18 protein-coding genes are annotated in these 21,059 nt (G+C 50.1%); 9 read left to right on the top strand and 9 right to left on the bottom strand.

Annotated features, from left to right (window positions below):
* Positions 1-317: 317 nt before the first annotated feature.
* Positions 318-755 (bottom strand): MarR family winged helix-turn-helix transcriptional regulator, encoded by a 438-nt coding sequence (locus tag BN1247_RS04590; RefSeq protein ID WP_054949337.1) that lies wholly within the window; start codon positions 753-755, stop codon positions 318-320.
* Positions 756-1,011: 256 nt separating this feature from the next.
* A complete protein-coding gene (locus BN1247_RS04585) occupies positions 1,012-2,673 on the bottom strand; it encodes a glycerol-3-phosphate dehydrogenase/oxidase (RefSeq protein WP_054949336.1) in 1,662 nt (553 codons plus the stop codon).
* A 425-nt stretch (positions 2,674-3,098) separates the two neighbouring features.
* Between BN1247_RS04585 and BN1247_RS04580 the strand changes: the two genes are divergently transcribed.
* Positions 3,099-3,581, top strand: a complete 483-nt coding sequence (locus BN1247_RS04580; RefSeq protein WP_054949335.1) for a C40 family peptidase — start codon at positions 3,099-3,101, stop codon at positions 3,579-3,581.
* A gap of 145 nt (positions 3,582-3,726) precedes the next feature.
* Here the strand turns inward: BN1247_RS04580 and BN1247_RS17390 are convergent, their stop codons facing one another.
* The 3 genes from BN1247_RS17390 to BN1247_RS04565 form a co-directional block, all read right to left on the bottom strand.
* Positions 3,727-7,128: a DEAD/DEAH box helicase gene (locus tag BN1247_RS17390; protein WP_054951491.1), complete on the bottom strand. Its 3,402-nt coding sequence runs from the start codon at positions 7,126-7,128 to the stop codon at positions 3,727-3,729.
* A gap of 277 nt (positions 7,129-7,405) precedes the next feature.
* On the bottom strand, positions 7,406-8,872 hold the full coding sequence (locus tag BN1247_RS04570) for a leucyl aminopeptidase family protein (protein WP_054949334.1): 1,467 nt from the start codon (positions 8,870-8,872) through the stop codon (positions 7,406-7,408).
* A gap of 268 nt (positions 8,873-9,140) precedes the next feature.
* Positions 9,141-9,479 carry a winged helix-turn-helix domain-containing protein gene (locus tag BN1247_RS04565; protein ID WP_187119723.1) on the bottom strand — a complete coding sequence of 113 codons (339 nt, stop codon included), beginning with the start codon at positions 9,477-9,479 and terminating at the stop codon, positions 9,141-9,143.
* Between the two features lie 662 nt (positions 9,480-10,141).
* Here BN1247_RS04565 and BN1247_RS17930 point away from each other — a divergent pair.
* From BN1247_RS17930 to BN1247_RS04530, 7 genes are all read left to right on the top strand, one after another.
* The gene (locus BN1247_RS17930; protein WP_187119722.1) at positions 10,142-10,696 is read left to right on the top strand and encodes a hypothetical protein; all 555 of its coding nucleotides are present in this window, start codon (positions 10,142-10,144) and stop codon (positions 10,694-10,696) included.
* A 159-nt stretch (positions 10,697-10,855) separates the two neighbouring features.
* Positions 10,856-11,458, top strand: coding sequence for a hypothetical protein (locus BN1247_RS04555; protein ID WP_187119721.1), 603 nt, complete (start codon positions 10,856-10,858; stop codon positions 11,456-11,458).
* Between the two features lie 3 nt (positions 11,459-11,461).
* The gene (locus BN1247_RS04550; protein WP_054949330.1) at positions 11,462-12,268 is read left to right on the top strand and encodes a DUF2705 family protein; all 807 of its coding nucleotides are present in this window, start codon (positions 11,462-11,464) and stop codon (positions 12,266-12,268) included.
* Positions 12,269-12,281: 13 nt separating this feature from the next.
* The gene (locus BN1247_RS04545; RefSeq protein ID WP_054949329.1) at positions 12,282-12,938 is read left to right on the top strand and encodes an ATP-binding cassette domain-containing protein; all 657 of its coding nucleotides are present in this window, start codon (positions 12,282-12,284) and stop codon (positions 12,936-12,938) included.
* The gene (locus BN1247_RS04540; RefSeq protein WP_054949328.1) at positions 12,935-13,627 is read left to right on the top strand and encodes a hypothetical protein; all 693 of its coding nucleotides are present in this window, start codon (positions 12,935-12,937) and stop codon (positions 13,625-13,627) included. The genes BN1247_RS04545 and BN1247_RS04540 overlap by 4 nt, the downstream gene beginning before the upstream one ends.
* A gap of 312 nt (positions 13,628-13,939) precedes the next feature.
* The gene (locus BN1247_RS04535; RefSeq protein ID WP_054949327.1) at positions 13,940-14,923 is read left to right on the top strand and encodes an ABC transporter ATP-binding protein; all 984 of its coding nucleotides are present in this window, start codon (positions 13,940-13,942) and stop codon (positions 14,921-14,923) included.
* Positions 14,901-15,674, top strand: a complete 774-nt coding sequence (locus tag BN1247_RS04530; RefSeq protein ID WP_054949326.1) for an ABC transporter permease — start codon at positions 14,901-14,903, stop codon at positions 15,672-15,674. Before BN1247_RS04535 ends, BN1247_RS04530 begins: the two co-directional genes overlap by 23 nt.
* 261 nt (positions 15,675-15,935) lie before the next feature.
* On the opposite strand, the gene nadA is transcribed toward BN1247_RS04530, so the two are convergent.
* On the bottom strand, positions 15,936-17,045 hold the full coding sequence (gene nadA, locus BN1247_RS04525; protein ID WP_074011047.1) for a quinolinate synthase NadA: 1,110 nt from the start codon (positions 17,043-17,045) through the stop codon (positions 15,936-15,938).
* A complete protein-coding gene (gene nadC / locus BN1247_RS04520; RefSeq protein WP_390622025.1) occupies positions 17,042-17,884 on the bottom strand; it encodes a carboxylating nicotinate-nucleotide diphosphorylase in 843 nt (280 codons plus the stop codon). The genes nadA and nadC overlap by 4 nt, the downstream gene beginning before the upstream one ends.
* Before the next feature lie 319 nt (positions 17,885-18,203).
* Here nadC and BN1247_RS04515 point away from each other — a divergent pair, with 319 nt between their 5' ends.
* Positions 18,204-19,352 carry a cysteine desulfurase family protein gene (locus BN1247_RS04515; RefSeq protein WP_231633140.1) on the top strand — a complete coding sequence of 383 codons (1,149 nt, stop codon included), beginning with the start codon at positions 18,204-18,206 and terminating at the stop codon, positions 19,350-19,352.
* A 75-nt stretch (positions 19,353-19,427) separates the two neighbouring features.
* On the opposite strand, the gene BN1247_RS04510 is transcribed toward BN1247_RS04515, so the two are convergent.
* Together BN1247_RS04510 and BN1247_RS04505 are read right to left on the bottom strand one after the other, a co-directional pair.
* Positions 19,428-19,697, bottom strand: coding sequence for a zinc ribbon domain-containing protein (locus BN1247_RS04510; RefSeq protein WP_054949325.1), 270 nt, complete (start codon positions 19,695-19,697; stop codon positions 19,428-19,430).
* A 181-nt stretch (positions 19,698-19,878) separates the two neighbouring features.
* Positions 19,879-20,817 (bottom strand): helix-turn-helix transcriptional regulator, encoded by a 939-nt coding sequence (locus BN1247_RS04505; RefSeq protein ID WP_054949324.1) that lies wholly within the window; start codon positions 20,815-20,817, stop codon positions 19,879-19,881.
* Positions 20,818-21,059 lie beyond the last annotated feature (242 nt).

The following is a 21,059-nucleotide window of genomic DNA, read 5'->3' as shown; positions in this document are numbered from 1 at the left end:
GATGTATTCATACCCCGCTTTTTTTGTTCGTTAACGTGACTGAAGTAATAGCTGCTTGTATTATGTCCCCAATCCATTAGCTTCACTATTGTAAGCACGTATCTGATTGTAAGCACGTATGTGCCCTTTATTCATAACATGTGATCGTGTACATGCAGACATGTGGCCACGCACTTCCCTGTCGTCGCACCACCTCCTTTGTGTGCCGGCTCGCAGCCACAGCGGTCGATCCGTTAGTCGACCACTTGTCATTCGGTAGTACCCTTCATTCATATATCTTGAATTCGAGTATTCTCCGTAAAAAAATGACTGCCTAACTACTGCCTATGAACGGATAAGCCGACCTTTTTCAACAGTGCAATGAGCTCCTCTTTTTCATCGTCTGTTAGCACGTCAAACAGGTGTTTGATCATCGCCTCGTGCTGCGGAAAAATATCGTCCATCAAGTTTTTTCCCGCATCGGTAATCGTCGCGTAAATGACGCGGCGGTCTTTCGGACACGGCTTGCGGACGAGCAATTTTTTTTGCTCCAACTTATCGACGACGTAAGTAATACTTCCACTTGCGAGCAACACCTTCTTGCCGATTTGTTGGATCGGTTGGTCACCTTTATGGTACAACATCTCTAAGACGGCAAACTCAGTCGGATTCAATCCGTAGCTTTTAATATCTGCAGTCACCCGATCTGTAATCGCTCGGTGTGCGCGGGTGAGGACAATCAACAGTTTGAGTGACAACCCGCTTTTGCCAGTCATACCCATCCAACCTTCCGGTACTATCTCGAATTCAAGATAATAATATCGGATCTTTTTTTGTTTGTCAAGTTCGTTTAACGTTGTGATTTGACACGGCCCTAAACAAAGAGACCAGATATTCAACCTTTAATGTACGGTTTATCATAAGTACGGTTTATTATAAAAGCTAGCACCGTTCAAGGTACTAGCTTTTTTCCTGTAGTATTTAACATTTCGTGACAAGGTATCTCCATTGACTTTTCTTATACACCCACACTTAATTTTCCAAAGGGACTGCCGCGTCGTGCAGTTCTCTTTCCAATTCGCCGCGGTGGCGTTCTTCTTCCGCTTCACTCCACCCGAGTTGTTCCGCCATATAGGCGATCACGCCGTCTTTCCATTCGTGAACCGCGTTAATGTTAAAGAGAAGGTCACTCGTGCGGCGAACGAAAAAGTCGCACGGAGTCATCGTCATTTCGTGACCCATGCCGTATTTGAGCATCGCCAAGACGTGCACGGGCAATTTCCTCTCCACCGCTTCTTCCCGTACCGTTTCGACGAGTTTAAACAGCTCGTCGACGTTGCTGCCGTACCGTTTCGCGAGCAGTTGCGCCTCTTCTCCGTCTAGGCCGAGTGCGACACCTTGTTTCGTCTTCTCAGCGACGAACTGTGGCAAATGATCACTGCCTCCTACGTCGCCTCCAGACAGTTTCACCTTGTCGGTGACGCATTCCGAATAAGATCCGACCCCTTCTGCCGTCAATTCAGACGTTACTAAATCGACGACTCGCTCGGCCATTTTTCGGTACCCCGTCAACTTCCCACCGGCGATGGAGATTAAGCCAGATGGCGAATGGAAAATTTCGTCTTTACGGGAAATCTCGGAAGGGTCTTTCCCTTGCTCGTGGATGAGCGGCCGCACCCCAGCCCAGCTCGATTCTACATCGTCAACTGTCAACTTCAAGGTCGGGAACATGTTGTTCACCGCTTCGACCAAGTAGTCGCGGTCGGCGACGGTCATCCGCGGATGGACGAGATCGGCATTGTAATCCGTGTCTGTCGTCCCGACGTACGCCTTCCCGTCGCGCGGAATGGCAAAAATCATCCGCCCGTCGGGCACGTCGAAGTAGACAGCTTGCTTTAACGGAAAACGGCTTTGGTCGAAAACGATGTGAATGCCTTTCGTAATGTGTAAATACTTCCCGTGCTTTGAGTTGTCTTTTTCCCGCAAGTCGTCAACCCACGGGCCAGCGGCGTTAACGATTTTTTTGGCGCGAATTGTCGTCTCTTCCCCTGTCAACTGGTCGACAGCGACGACGCCGACGATTTTTCCATCTTCGTAAAGAAGGCGCTCCCCCTTTACGTAGTTAACAGCTTTTGCCCCGCGCTGTACCGCTTCTTTCATGACCTCGAGCGTTAATCGGGAATCGTCGGTACGGTACTCGACGTAATAGCCGCCGCCGACGAGACCGTCTTTTTTCAACAGCGGTTCTTTGGCGATCGTCTTATCGCGACTCAGCATCGTGCGCCGCTCCGATTTACGCACACGCGCCAAGTTATCGTACACTTTCAACCCGATCGAGGTGGAAAATTTACCAAAAGTGCCTCCTTTGTACAGCGGCAGCAACATCCATTCCGGTGTCGTCACGTGCGGCGCAAGTTCGTACACGATCGCCCGCTCTTTGCCCACCTCGGCGACGAGGTTTACTTCGAACTGTTTTAAATAGCGCAAGCCACCGTGAACGAGCTTCGTCGAACGGCTCGATGTGCCGGCAGCATAATCTTGCATTTCAATTAAGCCACAATTGAGGCCCCGCGTTTTTGCGTCGAGCAGGATACCGGCACCGGTAATTCCGCCCCCGATCACTAACAAGTCGAGCGTCTCCGCCGCCATCTCCTTAAGCACGTTTTTCCGCTCTAAACTGGAAAAGTCCGTCATCAATAATTCCTCCTGTCGTGGAATCTTTCCTTAGTATGACCAATTAATGGAAATAGGATAAAAAAAAGACCACAACGATCCACTTGTTTTACGTGGATAGCTGTAGTCTTCTCCCTATCTCCAGCTGGGTATGAACTTAACATAAGTATAGCACGTGTACAGCTCGTAAGACAATGAAAACGACTAATAATATAAGAACGTATCATGACGTTTCAACGGCGCGTTTCGACGGCACCTTTCGACGGCACGTTGCAACGGCGCACATAGTGAGCAACTTGTCGACCGACGTCGTGGACAACTTTAAAACTTGTAACGCTACATATTTCCTTGTCAACATTTGCTTCCGCACGCAGTGGATCGATATGTTACGATGAGAACCGTACTCCCGAAACAAGAAAACTTGCGAGGAAAAGGAGGCACTAATTATGATCAAGCAAACTGCAATTGTCGCGTTTTTACTCTTTGCCCTTATTGCTGGTGTATTTGCTCCTGTAGCAGCCGGACAAGCTTTCGCCAAGACGGGGGTCAGTTCTTCAGCTGATGAGATCATTAACGATGGAAAAAAATATTTAGGGACACCGTACGATTTAGGTGCACCGTATGGCCAGACGAGGACGTTTGACTGTTCATCGTTTACGAAAACGATTTTCGCCGAAAACGGCACGCAACTGCCGCGTCTGTCTGAACAACAAGCAAGAATAGGGGAACCTGTCTCCCGCAGCAACTTACAAAAAGGAGACCTCGTCTTCTTCTCCACGAAATCTTCCAATGGACAGATCGCTCACGTCGGACTGTACATTGGAAATGGCCAACTGTTGCACACGTGGGGACCGGGCGGCGTCCGCATTGACGACATGAACAGCGGGTGGTTAGACAGCTCGTATATTAGTGCCCGCCGCGTATTGTAACATTATTTGAAAATGAAACGCATCATTCGTAAAAAACGATATCCCCGTACCGCGGAGGGTATCGTTTTTTTTATGCATCGATATCTAGAATGAAGATGTCCCGTTTTATCCCTGTCCCGTTTTATCCCTGTCCGTTTTATCCCTGTCAAATACTTAAAATCTCGCGTATTTCCGCTTCCGTCATACGCGTCAACATCGTTTCGCCCGGTTGGATCACTTGCTCGATCAGTTCCCGTTTCTTTTGCTGCATCTCGTAAATTTTTTCCTCGATCGTGCCGCGAGCGATGAGCCGCATCACTTGCACGACGCGCTTCTGGCCGATGCGGTGTGCCCTCCCCGCCGCCTGCTCCTCAACGGCGGGATTCCACCATAAATCGTACAGGACGACGGTGTCTGCGCCGGTTAAGTTTAATCCCGTCCCCCCCGCCTTCAGCGAAATGAGAAACACGTTCCGCTCGCCGGCGTTGAAGCGCTCGGCCATGTCGACCCGCTCCTTCGCTGCTGTCTTACCGTCCAAGTAAAAAAAGGCGCATTGCCGCTCAGCTAACGCGGCGCGAATCATTTCCAGCATACTCGTAAACTGGGAAAAAATAAGCAGTCGTTTACCGCTCGCAAGCGCATTGTCGACGAGTTCGCGCAGTTGCTCCAACTTGCCGGACTCCCCGGTGTAATTCTCCAAAAACAACGCCGGGTGGCAGCACAGCTGCCGCAGCCGTGTCAATCCAGCCAAAATTTTCATGCGACTCTTGTTAAATCCGTCCGTCGAGAGGGATTTTTTCGTCTCCTGGCGTATTTGGTCTAAATAACCGAGGTACAACTCTTTTTGCTGCTTGGTCAACTCCGACCAGTGGACGGTTTCGATTTTGTCCGGCAGCTCCTTTAACACGTCTTTCTTCACCCGCCTCAAAATAAACGGGCGCACCATTTTGGCGACCTGCTCGGGCGCAAGCTTGCGAAAAGACGCCGGCTCGGGGAAAAAACCCGGCATAATCGCTTGAAAGATCGACCACAGTTCGTCGAGGGAGTTTTCGATCGGCGTGCCGCTAAGGGCGAACCGCCGCGGTGCGTTAATTTTTTGCACCGCTTTAAACGCCTTCGTCTGGTGGTTTTTGATCGCCTGTGCTTCATCCAAAATGAGCGAGGAAAACGTCTGCGCGCTGTACTGCTCGATATCTTGCCGCAGCAGAGGGTACGACGTGATCCACACGTCAGGCGGTTGGGATTCGGTTAGCATAGCTTCGCGTTCTGCCGGCGTGCCGACGACGACGTCGACTGACAATTCGGGCGCGAACTTCGTAAATTCGTTTTTCCAATTGTATACGAGCGACGCAGGGGCGACGACGAGTACGGGAGCAACCCGAGCAGCTGAGGCAGCGGTAGCAGTCGCGCCTTCTTTATTCGTCGCGTGTTCGCCAGTTGGGTCAATCCCGCCAGCCCCAGCTCTTCTTGACGTCAGTCCGAGTTCTTGCGGTGCCCCCTCTAATCGCTTGCCACCTCCCGCCCTCCCTTCTTCCACTTCCGAGACAATGTAGGCGATCGTCTGCAAGGTTTTACCGAGCCCCATATCGTCGGCGAGAATCCCCCCGAGTCGGTAATGAGCCAATGTCTTCAACCATTGGAAACCGGTCGTTTGGTAGTCGCGCAGCACGGCGTCCAGCGTCGCTGGCACCTCGACATCGAGTTCGTCTGGATGGCGCAAGTGTTGCACGAGGCGGCGAAATGCTTTGCCGACCTTTGCCGCATACTGCCGCTCGCGGCCGACGAGTTCATCGACTTGCAATCCGCGGTACACAGGCAACTGCATGCCGTTCGCCGAAACTTTCGAGGCCGGCACGTCGAAAGCGCCGAACAGCTGGCGCACCGCCTCGAAGTCGTCCCCTTCTAGCGAAACAAAGGGGCCGTCCGGCAACCGGTAGTACTTTTTCTTTTCGACGACAGATTGCAAAATGCGCTGAATGTCGTCTTCCGCGATGCCAACCATGTCAAAACTGACTTCCAACAAATTGCCTCTTCCATCGAGGTCGACTGACGTCACTGGCGCCGACCGTTCCGGCAACATGAGCGACCGTACCGCATCGGTCGTGTAAACGTCCGCTTTTTGCGCGAGTTCTGGTAGCACGTTGTACAAAAAATCATACAGCTTATCATCTGTTTTTTCCAAATACAATTGTTTATCCTTTATCTTTAGCGGCGAACGTTCAATCGCTTGCATAATACCCCGCTCTTTTTCCGCATCGCGAATGAGGATCGCCCCGTTTGCTTGCACGTCCTCCGCTCGATCGGTACCGATGGCGCCGTCGGCGAACGGATTGACCGTCCATTCCCCGTAGGCGTATTCGACCTTGACGCGCAAGACGTCTTCTTCATCGGTCACGTACACTTTCGCCTCAAGCGGTGGACGGACGATGTGCGACGCCACTTCGTCGCTAATGTCCAGTTGGCCGATCCTTTTTAAGCCGGGAGCGACGTGAGACAAGAACGGACCGATTTGTGTTTTTGCAATCGGCAGGCGTCCTTCGCGCGACATCGTCACGACGTGCTCGAGCTCCTCCATGAGCGCCTGTTGCTGCGGTGACAATTTATAGAAGCTACCGCTGTTAAATACGAAGCCGTACAGCGGAAAATAAGCGGCGGTCGCTAGTTCGCTTAAATCTAGTTGAAACTTATCGGCACCGTTTTCCTCTAACAAAAAGGAAAAAGGAAGTGCATCGTCGACAAGTTCAAACCCTTGGTACGTGGTCCCCCCGTATTCTAAGCGGCTATTTCCTTCTTGTAGTTTATGGAACAACCTGTCAGCCACGAGAGGCGGGATGATCAGTTCGCGATCGCTCCCTGCCGAACCGTAACCGTATGGGGAAAACTTCTGTTGATACACACCTTCATTGCGCGCAATATCGACTAGTATTTGAAAAATTTCCCGATCCTCGTCCCTGAGCGCATGTGCCATCGGGTCATACGAAAAGCGCGGCGTAAAATAATGTGTCGTTTCGTTCATGACACAGTCGAGAAACTTCGTTATATTCTTGACGACGTACGGTCGTTTCACACCTGTTTTCAGTTCAACGCTCAATAATTCCGTCGCATCTCCCACCATATAATTAGGCGGCGGTTGGACTTTACAAATGTACTCTACCGTGAGCAGTTCCCGCGTATCGTTGCCGTTCCCAGTGGAAGGCACAGCTTCATTTTGTGTAAACGCCTTAATAAACGCGTCAGCGGCGCGATACATACCCTCCGTTTGTTGATCCTTACGCACGCTAGGGTCCGACAACTGCAATAACGCGGCGACGATGTGTTTACACTCCCATTGCCGCGCGAACGCCGGACAGTCGCACGTCGCGTCAAACCCGCCGTTATAAATGTACGCGGCGACTTCGTATAGGCGGCTACCTAACACTTTTGCGTGCCAACAGTTTGCTTCCGCATCGTAATACAGGTCGACAACCCGCCCTTGTCGCTTAAAAGTCGTCCCCCGGCGCACATTAATCGGCGTGAACAAGCGTGCGATATCTTGTTTTGAAAACGAATGAGAGCTGCTCTTCTTCATTGCAATCATCTTCCGTCTGTCGTAGTATTTATGCGCAAACGTCGTACGCGTCCGTCGCACACCGTCGTACTCGTTCGCATACCAATCCGTCGCATCCCTTCATTATACAACATGTATAGAACACCCGCGAGCATACGCCCGCGGGAGAAAACCACTTCTTATGAGATCGAAGATCGTCGTCTGGCTTACGAGATCGAAGATGTCGCCTGGCGAACGACGAACGACGTGTTCGCCAGGCACGCGTTTTGTGCAAGACGCCTGACTAGGCACTAGACAGCTAGCTGCTCGCGAGCACAAAATCGGCGAGTAAGCGCGCCCCGTACCCGGTCGCACCAGCTACTTGGTACCCTTTCGTCTGCGAGGTGTCCATCGGACCGGCCATATCGACGTGTGCCCACTGTTCTGCATCGCTCACAAAGCGGCGCAAGAACAGGGCAGCGGTAATGGCACCGCCGTATGGGACAGAGCTAATGTTACAAATGTCGGCGTAGTCGCTCTTCAGCGCCTCTTCGTATTCGTCGATGAGCGGCAGCGGCCAGACGCCGTCCCCGTTCACATCGCCGACTTGTTGCAACGTCTCCCGCACGGCGGCACCGCCCAGCACACCTGCTACGCGCGGTCCGAGCGCGGCGCCACACGCCCCGGTCAACGTCGCGATGTCGACAATTTTTGTCGCCCCGAGCGTTTTGGCGTGCAATAACGCGTCGGCGAGGACGAGACGCCCCTCAGCGTCCGTGTTGCCGACTTGTACCGACAGATCGTTCGGATATTCAATCACTTCACCCGGCAACAAGGATCCACCGTCGGGCATGTTTTCTGCGGTCGAGATTAAGCCGACGACATTCACTTTCGCCTTTAAGCTCGTAAGAATGTCCAATGCCCCGATCACCGCTGCGGCGCCGCCCATATCCATGCGCATGTCGGAAATGTTGCGGCCTTTCTTTAAACTAATGCCGCCCGTGTCAAATGTAACCCCTTTGCCGACGAGTGCGATGAGCGGCTGATCAGGGGCTGTGCAGTAACTCACTTCAATGAGCGCTGGCGGATGCACACTGCCGCGGCCGACGGCGCGCAAACCGTTCATTTGCCGTTTTTCTAATTCTTCCCCTTTATACACTTTTGTAGACACTGGCCGCTCGGCAAAATGTTCCGTAACCCGTTCCGCCAACGTGTACGGACGCATCGCGTTTGGCGGTTCGTTGCACAACGAGCGCGCCAGTGCCGTCCCGTTTGCACGGACTTCGCCCCGTTTGATCGCTTCCGCTAACTCGGCGTCGTCGCACGCGCCACCGCCACATTCACAAGCCGCAGCGTCACAAGAAATCGCTAGCGCCTCTACCGACTGCTCCGCTTTTTTCGCCTTATATTTGTCGAAGGCGTACGTCCCGAGTTGCCAACCTTCGACCCAAGCGGTGACGAGATCAGCCGCACCCGTGCGCCCGGCAACTGCTTCCGCAAGCGCCGTCAACGATACATTGACCTCTTTCAGCTGCTCTTTTTCTACCGCGCGGCCCGCGTTACCGGCTGCTTCCCGCAAGCGTTCAAGATCCCAAGCGGTTGTTTCCCCTAGACCTACGATGAGCATGTGCGGTTCTTCCCCACGGCCAAAAAACCACGTGACCGCCCCACGTTCACCCATGTGTGCTTTCAATTCGTACCCGATGGCGAGTTTGTCATAAGCGTCACTAAACAGTGGATAAATCATAACGTCAGCTTGTTCCTGACGGCCAATCGAAAGTTGCATTAGCGTTAAACCCTCCATTATTTATGTAGACAGGACTGGTAAAAACGAATCGTTACGCGTCGCAGTGAACCGTACGCCGTATGACCCGTTCCGGCACGCGGATCGCATAAGATGAAAGCACCTCAATTTCCGCTGTGCCGCATCGTCCTATCATCATGCACAGCGTGCGATTTAGGTGCCCTTTTAGTATATCAATATTAATTTCAGTTTGCTAGATTTCGCGTCCGGGTCAGGCGTCCGGCCATGCGCAACTGTTCAGGCACCCTCCTTAGGAACCTTCCGCCGTTCCATGCAAAGCCAAAATATACCCAAATCCGTGGATCGTTAACAAATGCTTAGGGTGCTTCGGGTCATCCTCTAAATGCTTTCTAACCCGATTAATGTATACGTACAACGATTGCTTGCTTATGTAAGATTCATCCCCCCAAACGTACGCTACAATCTGCTCGCTTGGCACGGGTCTTCCCAGATGTAGTGCTAAGTAATACAGGATGCGACATTCAATTCTCGACAGACCGATCGAAAAACCATTTTTAAGCAACAATTGACGGTTGATGTCCAATTGATAGTGATCGTCGATTTTGAGGATGTCTTGTATCGTGCGCATCATTGCATACCTCCATTACTAATAAATCCATTCTTTTATAACCCTATTTCCCCTTGCCGTACTCACTTGGATCCCCATCATGTTACCAAATATACGTCGTTACTCTTTAGACGTCGTATGCATTAAAAAAGTTCCTGAAGATGGAGGGATCCTCGTCAATTATTACGGAGATACATGATTCGATGTTCTATACGGCAAAAACTGTCCAATGGATGATAGCGAAGAGGTGGATAATATTGGATGGCGAATCCCCATTTTCGATAGGTTCATTTAGCATTCTTAATGATGTGTAAGGTTTTCGACAAAGGATATTGGAGGCTTTTATGGAAGTTAGGGTACTAGCTTTTGGTACCCTAACTTCCAATAAATATTTACTGGAGGCTCGTATGCGAAAGATGCTATTGCTTGAACTGAAAAACTGCTTAAACCGCAAAGAGTTTAAGTTTATTGCTTCGATCATGCTGCTAATCTCCATAGGAAGCTTTTTATTCACCTGCTTTGAAGTTTATGGGTGGAACATGACAGCTATTCGCTCAGCATATGAAATGGGATCCATACAATGGCCTTCCACAGACATGTTACTAATTATTATGTACTCACTCATCCCGCTCCTAGCCTCGATTATTTATTCGGATACTTATTTTACCGATGTAACCTGTGGTGTGTACAAATTTATTCTTACGCGTACCGATAAAAGATCGTACGTGTGGGCGAAAGCAATCGTTAATTTTGGTGTGGCATTTTCTGTTTTCTTTATTCCCCTGCTGTTGAACCAATTGTTATGCTTCGTGGCATTTCCACCGGAAGGGTTTGATAGCCGATATGCTTTCCCGCCTTACGACATCGGAGTGCAACATTACGATCCCGCTGCGATGTTCGATCTAATACGTCTACAGCACCCAGCGCTGTACAATTTACTCTTCATCTTTTTAATCAGTTTAGTCGCGGCTTTGTTTGCCTTACTTACCTATAGTATCTTTTTTATCGGGAAGAAGGGGCGCTTCGCCGCGATCGTCGGTGTTTTTTTGCTGTATATAATCGGGGAAATGATCGTTAGCTCCTTAGGATCGTACAGACTCTCTCTCATCAATCTATTGCAAGCGGGAAATACTGGATCGTTTACTGCCATGTTACTATGGTTGTCTGCGCTGCTTGCACCGAGCATAACCATTATTACGATAAAAACGCCTCGAAATGAATTGGGGGTCGAAAGATAGATGGGTATTTCACCACAACGGATACATATCTTGTTACTGCAAACATTGTTTCGTTCGAAAAGATTTTATTTGTTTTTAGGCATATTAATCCTTTTCGCCATACGAACGATAACTCTATACGTACAATCGCCCAATCAAGGCCCTGATTTTGCCTCAATCTTGATTGCGATCTATTATCGCGTCGTAGATGGACGACTGATGCTATACGTCATCATTCCACTATTTTTGCTAATGACAGGTCTCGTGTCGACTATGTTTGACAAGTACAAAGTATTACTAAGATACAACAGCTCAAAAAAGTGGTGGAAAGGGAAGCTGTTTTGTGTAAATTTAATCGCCTTCATCTGTACATTCGTTATCCTGTCACTAGTCTTGGGCGCGCTCGCAGGTAGTGGTCACATTAAGGATATCGACATAGATTATTTTGGTTTCCTTGCGCTAAGCACGGTCATGCAGCTTTTCGGCTTTTTACTGATCGGCACATTTTATCAAGTGTTAACATTGATCTTCTCAAAGCCGTATATTAGTTTTTTCATAACTTTTCTCTCGATTGTACTAAGCGGCGTATTAAAGTTTCTTTTCAAATTGACGTATATAACGTTACCGGAATACATGTCCTTAATATATAAATGGACATTCGAAGAATCGACATTCGCTGCTACGGATTTCGTTCCAATATTTAGTATGTGTTGCGCGATCGCCGCCCTGTACATCGTCGGTTCAACCTTATCTGCAAGAAAAGACTTCTACTGGAGTGAATAACCGTTGCGTAAACTAATCGGCCTTGAGTTCGCCATTTTACGAAAACTGCTCATCGCCGCGACGCTGTTAGCTGTGTTCTTCAGCTTGTACAACAGTCGCCTCGCTACTATACATGCGTGCGACACGATCCAATGTCTGTTCGTACTCGCGTACGGCGATTTAAACATTGAAGCGATTAAGTACGTGATTCCCGTCATTTTTTGGCTAGTACCACAAATTGTACTACTCTACTTGCTGGGCGACTACATTACTAGAGACCTCGAACAACACGCTGTATACATTTTCACGCGCACGGAGCGGCGGACGTCGTGGCTACTGGCGAAACTGGTCAATGTGTGGCTGTTTGTCTGTTTTTATTTCGCAGTTCTACTATTAGTCACCGCAGTGGTGGGAACCATTTTCGGCTTTCGGCTGGCGATCGGTGCTCCGGACATCGCCTTAATTGTCTACGAATACGCCTTGCTCGTCCTATTGAACGTCATGAACTTGTTTTTGATCAACTTGCTTTCTCTTAAAATAAACGTCACCTTCAGTACGGTGAGTGTGTTAGCGGTTAATATCGGCTGCCTCTTCTGCGCACAGTGGCTGTACGAGTTTTACCCCGACCGGCTGGCGATCGTACAATGGCTGCCGTTTACGCAAGGCATTTTATCGTGGCACTCAAGCTTACTGCCTACAGCACATGGCGAGCTATTCCCGCTTCACGTACCGCCACTTAGTCCGCTATTTTCGATCGCATACATGCTCGTCATTTGTGCGGTAGCCATCGTCATCGGAAATGCCAGATTTAACAAAATGGATCTCATGTAGGAGGCTTCTTCACATGCACACAGTAAATATTGTCGACGTCAGTAAAACGATCGGGAATCGAACGATCCTACAAAATGTCAATCTCTCCCTCGACAAAGGACACATTTACGGTTTTTTTGGCCGCAACGGCTCAGGGAAAACGATGCTATTTCGCGCCATATGCGGTTTAATTAAACCGACGTCGGGCGAAATCCAAATTAACGGAAAAACGTTGCACAAAGACATCTCTTTCCCGGACAGTGTCGGTGTTATTATCGAATCGCCCGGCTTTTGGCCCTACCTCACCGGCTTAGATAACTTAAAACTGCTTGCGAGCATTAAAAATGAGATTTCCCTCGACGAAATTAAACAAGCGATTACACGTGTCGGATTGGATCCGGAAGATAAGCGCACGTTCAAAAAGTACTCGTTAGGGATGAAGCAACGGTTGGGGCTCGCGCAAGCCCTGATGGAAAAACCAGATCTGCTTGTGCTCGACGAACCGACCAACTCTTTAGACGAAGAAGGCGTCGAGTTAGTACGAGACATTTTGCGCGAGGAAAAAGCGCGCGGCGCGACGATTTTAATCGCGAGCCACAACAAAGATGACATCAACTTGTTGTCTGACCAGAAGTTCCGCATTAGTGACGGGAAAGTGACCCCGTTTGTAAGTAAGGAGCGAGTCGGATGAGAGGGACTAAAATTTTTTTCGCTGTTTGGAGTGTCGTTCTTGTGCTTGCGATCGGTGTCGGATTGATGACGCGGTTTTCGTTTGCCCAAGACATCGAAGTCGGAAAACATATGGAGCAGCCGGATCAGTACACCGTCAATTTGAGCGACGATGAGGAATTTACCGGAATCTATTTTGATAATGAGATGAAAGATTTGACACAACTGAAAGAACGCTCAGCACTCATTGTCAAAGTGAAGGTAAGCAATGAACGACTGAATTATATGCGGGCAATTCTCTCAGGTGTGGACGTGCTAGACGTGTATAAAGGAAACGTAAAAAAAGGGGAGCGTATTTACGTTTATGAACCGAGCAATTTTTACCTCGAAACTTATTTCGTCGAGGAAGGGTATAACGTGATGCAAGATGGTCAGGAATACATCCTGTTCCTCAAACACCTGCCGATCCCCGACGGCTACAAATACAAAGGCAAGGAAGCGATTAGTTTCCTCCCCGTCTCGACACTGTACGCCAAGTATCCGCTGTCGAGCAAGAATGAAACAAAAGTGCTCGATAGGCAGAAACTGCTGTACTCGGATGAAGGGGTTAGCTACGCGTCTGTGCAAACATACGATATTTTGACGACGGAACCGAAAAAGTTGAAACAATACGCGACGTTGAGGGAACACGTGTTGCAGATGGACAAGTAGATGGACAAAGATGGAGAAATAGATGGAGAAATAAATGGAGAAATAGATGGACAGCGGTCAGTAACCACACTTTTTTTGCAGACGCGCTCCACCGACATGGCGGGCGCGTCTTTAATTGTCCAAAAAAACTGCTTGTAACAACGAGACCTTTTTTTAAACCCCATCGTTCTTTTTCGTCGGTGAACTCCGTCTCCAGCCGGAGCGAACTTCCGCCCCTTGACTGTATAAAGTGTCACCTGCTTCCGCTATAATGTCAATATCGCCTATCGTCAAAAAAGACTTACATTCAGCATCGTATGGGAGGGATCCACTATGAATCCGCTAATCGAAGTGAAAGGTTTAACGAAGTCATACAAAAAAAGGAAGTCGCGAGAACTGATCCGCGCCGTGAACGACGTCTCCTTCAACGTGTATCGCGGGGAAATCCTTGGCCTCCTCGGGCCGAACGGCGCCGGTAAAACGTCGACAATTAAAATGATTTGCGGCTTACTCACCCCTGATGCGGGAATAGTCACCGTCAACGGCGTCGACATGCACAAAAAGCGGCTCAAAGCGCTACGCCACATTAGTGCCGTACTAGAAGGGAACCGCAACCTCTACTGGCGCCTAACGGTGCGAGAGAACCTGGAGTATTTCGCCGGCAACCGCGGCTACGGACGCAAGCAGATCGGCGACACGGTAGAAAGGTTACTCGAACAGTTCCGCCTCAAAGAAAAAGAAAGCGAGTTAGTGAACCGCCTCTCGCGCGGCATGCAGCAAAAGCTGGCCATCGCCGTCGCACTGTTAGCGGAAACAGACGTCATTTTGTTGGATGAACCGACGCTTGGGCTCGATGTAGAGACAGGGTACGAAGTGAGGGATCTACTGAAACAAGTCGCGGAGCAGTACGCGCGCACGATCATTATTAGCACCCACGACATGCCCGTCGTACAAGAGCTGTGTGCCCGTACCGTCATTATTAATAAAGGGCAAGTCGTCGTCGACGATCGCGTAGAAAACTTGTTGCGCCTATTTGATGCCCGCTCCTACACGGTCACCCTTGGAGCGTGTTTAACTGCAGCTCAACAGGAACAGTTGCAGCAAAAATTTCCTGACCACGCGTACGCGCCCGATGCCCATCAAGCGACACTGCAAGTCACCTTAACGCAAAGCGAGGACATTTACGACTTACTCGCCATTTTAAAACAAAACAACACGCCCGTCGAAGCGATCGATCGCGGCACGATTAACTTTGAACAAGTGTTCTTAAAAATCGTCAAGGGGGAGCAACGAGATGCGCTGGTTCAATCTTCTTAAGGCGAATACGCGTAAAGAGTATATCGAGTTAAAGCGCTACTTGCCTAATACGATCGCGGAAGTGTTAACGTTTTATTGCATTTTTCTGGCCATGTTTTACGGGATTAAAATGACCGGTGATCCGAAGACGATGGATGTGAGCATCCAATTTACGATGGTCAGTTACATTAGCTGGTACTTAGCGATGTCGATCATGAACTTTATCGGGTGGGTCATTACGAATGAAGCGTTGCGAGGGACGTTGGAACAACTATATATGTCGCCGCTTGGCGCGTGGCGGGTGCTCATGTCTCGCTTACTCGCCTCGACCTTGTTTCACTTCGGTATCATTATTGCTTTGCTCTATTTGTCCATGGCGACGACGGGACAGTGGCTCTCTTTCGACGTCCTCACAATCTTGCCGGTGCTAGCGATCACCTTAGTGAGTATGTTCGGCGTCGCCTACATCGTCGCCGGGATGTCCATCGTCTTGAAACAAGTGCAAGCGTTCCTGCAAATTTTCCAGTTCATTTTAATGGGCTTAACGTTCGTCCCGGTAGGTGCGGTGAAGTTTCTCGTCTACTTCCCCTTCGTGCAAGGGATCGACCTCATTCGCAATATTATGATTAACGATGTCACTTTCAGCCAAATTCCATGGCAAGACTGGCTCACAATTACTGTTAACGCCACCGTCTACTTAGTCATCGGCATCTTTGTGTTCCGCCGCTGCGAACGCGTGGCGATGGATAAAGGGCTGCTCGCGCATTATTGATGTGAGTTTTCTCGCTGTTTAATGACCTTCTCTGCTATTTAATGACCTTTTTTGCTGTTGTAAAAAAATGGACGACCTTATTCTCACCTAGTTTGCGAGGGAGCAAACTTCCGGAAAGCCGAACGCCTTCCGGTCGGCTTTCCGGTGAATGATTTAGAAACAAGTCCGTCTTGCCTAAGACTGGGCAAAAAAGTCATCCTTCCAGCGTTTTTTGTGACAAGCCCGCCCTACTTCCCAGTTTACGACACGACAATTCGTGCCTTACACGAGCGCCAGCATGCGATCGAGGGCAGTTTTTGCCTCGCGGGCAACGTCGTCAGCAACTTGAATCCGGTTGATCACTTTTCCGTCTAGGAGTGATTCTAACACCCACAACAAGTGGGGCTGATCGATCCGATTCATCGTTAAACAGGAGCACATCGTTTGGCTCAGCAAACGGACGGTCACGTCGGGGTGTTCATGCGCCAACCGCTGCACGAGGTTCACCTCGGTGCCAATCGCCCACTTACTTCCCGCTGGTGCCCGCTGAATCTGTTTAATAATGTAATCGGTGGAACCGTCGTCATCCGCCGCTTGCACAACGTCGTAACAACATTCCGGGTGAACCAAAATACGAAATTCCGGATCCCGTTCCCGATACTGTCGTATGTGATCCACCGTAAACGTTTGGTGCACCGAGCAGTGGCCTTTCCATAAAATCACTTTTGTCGCAGTCAAATCCCCAGAAACGTCATCGTAGGCGCCGCGTAAGGGATTCCACACAATCATCTGTTCAAGGGGGATGCCGAATTTAACCGCTGTATTTCTACCTAAGTGTTGATCCGGCAAGAACAGCACCCGTTCTTTTTGCTCGAAACACCACTGTAACACGTTTTCCGCATTGGACGACGTACACGTTAAGCCGCCGTGTCTCCCGACGAATGCTTTAATGGCAGCCGTCGAGTTAACATACGTTACCGGAATGACAGTCTCGCCAAAATCCCTCTCAATCACTTCCCAGGCCTCTTCCAAGTCGTCGATGTCTGCCATGTCCGCCATCGAACAACCTGCCTGCAAATCGGGCAGGACGACTGCTTGTTCATCCGTCGTTAAAATGTCGGCTGTCTCTGCCATGAAATGAACGCCGCAAAACACGACGTATGTCGCCTCTCGTTCTGCCGCCGCTATTTGCGCGAGCTTCAAAGAGTCACCGCGGTGATCCGCGAACTGAATGACATCGTCCCGCTGGTAGTGATGCCCCATAATGACTAAATCGTTTCCTAACGCCTTTTTCGCCTGCCAAATGCGCGAGGTCAGTTCTTCCGGCGCCATTTTTTGATAACGAGCAGGAAGCTGCTTCTTTTCTTCTTGTTCAATCGCAAACGCGTTCACTCGAGCACCTCCGTAAATTCTAAACTTATGTCCAACGCGCGCGCGGAGTGGGTTAACCAACCGAGCGAGATGGCACTGACACCCGTGCGAGCCACACGTGCGACCGACTCCGGCTTAAGCCCGCCCGACGCTTCGCTTAATGCCCGACTGGCGATGAGGCGAACCGCTTCTCGCATCGTCTCCACGTCCATATTGTCGAGCATAATGATATCCACCCCAGCAGCTAACGCCTCCCTAACTTGAGCCAACGTCTCCGCCTCCACTTCGATCTTCACCGTTGGACCGACAGAACGCCTCACGCGGTGTACCGCTTCCTCAATCCCACCGGCAAACGCGATATGGTTGTCTTTAACCATGACCGCATCCGCTAAACTAAAACGGTGGTTGCGGCCGCCGCCTACTTTTACCGCATACTTCTCTAAAAGCCTGAGCCCCGGAGTCGTTTTACGCGTATCGAGAATGAGGCAGTCTGTATCCTCCACCGCCTGTACAGCGGCGCGAGTCGTCGTCGCAATTCCTGAAAGCCGTTGCAAAAGATTGAGCGCCACACGTTCACCCGTTAAAATCGCTCGCGCCTTCCCTTTCAGCTGGACCAATTCCTGTCCGGCTTGCACATTGTCGCCTTCACATACGGCTTCCGTCCATGTCATGTGCGGATCCAGTTCGCGAAATACAGCTGCCGCGATCGGTAATCCAGCCACGAGACCGTCGGCTTTCGCCCGTACAATCGCTTCGCCCACTGCCTCTTCGGGCACAATCGCCTCGGTCGTCACATCTCCCCACCCGATGTCTTCATTTAAAAACGTATGAACCATCTCTCTTAAAGCAATTGGATTCACCGACTCCACTCCATTCCTATTACCATCTGTCAACGTCTGTCAAGGTTTATTTTTCAGGAAAAAAGCGTACCGTTACCTAGCTTAGGCAAGTTTGTGATTATATGCGCATATTTAAAAGACTCTCCCCTACTGTGATATGTGTAGTAGTGATCAAAAAAACGCCAACAATGCCTCTTTTTATGCTACAATATAAGTATCTTTATTGTTACGGTTTTCACTTATTCTGTCAACATGTCGTACAGGGAGATCTTTCATTTCGTAAGTTGTGTATGTGCGCACAATATTACACATGAATGAGGCTAAAGGTAGGGGATCCAGCGTGTCGCTTTATTTTGACCACGGGGCGACGACGCCATTACGAGCGGAAGTTTTCGAAGCAATGGCGCACGTCCTACAACACGAATTCGGAAATGCGAGTAGTCTTTACGACCTTGGATTAAGAGCACGCGACCGCATACAGTGGGCGCGTAGGCTGGTTGCCTCCACCTTGCACGCACAACCGCGAGAAATTGTCTTCACTGCAAGCGGTACCGAGGCGAACAATATGGCGATCATCGGCACCGCTCGGCGACAAAAGCAGATCGGAAAGCACATTATCACCTCGCAAATTGAACACCCGTCTGTCTTAAACACGTGCCGGGAATTAGAAGCGGAAGGCTATGACCTCACCTATGTACCGGTAGACACAGACGGCCGCGTGTGCGTTGACGATGTCACAAACGCCCTGCGCGACGAGACGATTCTCGTCACGATTATGGCCGCCAACAACGAAGTCGGAACGTTACAACCTCTAGCGGAAATCGGAGAGCGGTTAAAACAGCACCAAGCGTTATTTCACACCGACGCCGTGCAACTGTTCGGAAAATGTCCACTCGATGTCGACGCCATCGGCGCCGATCTCGTTTCCGTCAGCGCTCATAAAATTTACGGTCCCAAAGGGAGCGGCGCGCTGTATATCCGCAAAGGTCGCCGCCTAGCGCCAATCGTTTTCGGAGGTGGCCAAGAACGCGGCTACCGCCCGGGAACGGAAAACGTACCCGCCATCGTCGGTTTCGGCGTCGCCGCGAAGTTGGCCCAGCGCGAATTAGAAACAGAAAACGAGCGCCTCACCGACCTACGCCGAAGGTTATGGCAACGTTTAAACAGTGAAATACGCGATGTCACTCTTAACGGACACCCTACAGAACGGTTGCCCCACAACCTTAACGTCAGCTTCGCGCAAATCGAAGGACAGGCGATCATGCTCGAACTAAATCGCAAAGGGATCGCCGTCGCAAGCAGTTCCGCCTGTAGCGCCGGAAAGAGTGAACCGTCACCCGTCCTGTTAGCGATGGGCAAGACGACGGATCAAGCGCTGCAAAGTATCCGCCTCACACTCGGAAGGGAGACGACCGCCCACGATGTGGATCGCCTCGTGGCCGAAATAAAACGGGCTGTCTCTTATTTCCGCTCACTACTAGAAGGATAGAGGTAGCTATTGGCTCTTGGCGGCGGTTACCTTTTTAAAAAGTAGCCGCCACCTCAATCGCCACCTGTTTCACCTTTATCGCCATCTTTTTAAAGTCGGCAAGTACTTCGTCATCATTTCCCGCGCTTCGCCTTCATCCATCTGCCCTTCGGCGACAATGTGCGGGACGCAAAGGTCGACCATCTCTTCCAAAGTCATCTCCGGCTGCTTGAACTGCCCTTCCTCGTAGCAGTACACGCAATACTCCCGCGACTTTGCACCGCCCTTTTCTGTACCGCACAGCGCTTCCTCGGTCAACGGCATGCCGCAACTTTGACACATGTGTTGGTCTTGCTGTTGTTCCATCGTAATCCCTCCAAGGTTATCATTCACCTTCATTATAAATAGGGAAAGGTGACAACAGCCTGTCAAGTTTAGAAAAATAATCGGTTCTGTTTAACCTGCTATACGCATAACCCGCTGTACTTCCACCTTGTATCTCCCCCGCTGAACGTGTCATCCGTTGTATACGTCACCTACTATCACGTTACCCACTGTACACGTCGTAAACTTCCCCCGCGATCGTACGAATGTTTTCCCGCAGCTCTTCCGGTGCGAGTACTTCGACGTTTGCCCCAAAGCTCAAAATAAATCCGTACAGCCAATCGTCTTCCGGGAGCGTCACTTGTACCGTGCACGTTCCGTCTGACTCATAACGGATATTGGCCACATCAAACCACTCTTCGACAATCGGACGCACCTTGGCCGTGAAGCGCAAGCGGACATCCACTGTTTGCAACGGATCGAACCACGCCTTGTCCCACGGGGCATCGTCTAACGCCACCGCTTGGCGCCGAAAGCTGACGTCCGTTAGCGCACAGTCCTTCATCCGCGCCAGCTTAAAGAAACGGAACGCCCCACGCAACTTACAAAACGCGTACAAATACCACTTCTGCCCTTTTAGCACGAGCGTATGCGGCTCTACTTCGCGCTCTGTCACTTCCCCTTTCACACTGTAATACGAAAAACTCACACATTTTTCAGCCTGCAACGCCTCTCGGAGCGTCGTCATTTTTTGTTTCAGCTGGGGATCGCCGCCCCACGGACTAAAATCGACAAATACGTGATCGGTTTTCGCTCGAAAGCGCTCACTCTCACTCGGCGGAACGGCGCCTTTAATTTTTTCCAACAAGACATCTGTCCGGTAATGGTCGTACGACGTCGCCACACTGCGCAACGCGACGGCAATCGCTGCGAGCTCATCATTCGTCAACACGTATTTGTCGAGTCGGTACCCTTCCATAATCTCGATGCCGCCATTCACTCCTTGATATGTGACAACAGGGATTCCCGCTTGATTGATCGCATCCACATCCCGATAAATCGTACGCACCGACACTTCAAACATGTCGGCAAGTTCTTTCGCTTGCACCCGTTTTTTATTCATTAAAAGGACGACAATCGCTAGTAATCGTTCCAATTTCATCAGCCGCAATCCTTTCATCGAACGAAATCATCGGCAAATTTATAATCCGCACAATACTCGAAACCGCAGAGACTCTCACATCGTTGTTGCGCTCATTTTACCACATCCGTAAACATCCTCTTTGGCTATTATATTAATAGATCACGACCTTCATCATTCATCCTGTCTATTGTGCTATAATGAAGCCGTAATGCTACGAAACTTAAAACGCTGAAACATCCTTACTAGCTCCTTAAAGAACA

The organism is Numidum massiliense, assembly GCF_001375555.1.
Classification (GTDB): domain Bacteria; phylum Bacillota; class Bacilli; order Thermoactinomycetales; family Novibacillaceae; genus Numidum; species Numidum massiliense.
The sequence above is the reverse complement of the archived record's forward strand: the minus strand, read 5'-3'. Positions and strand labels throughout refer to the sequence as shown.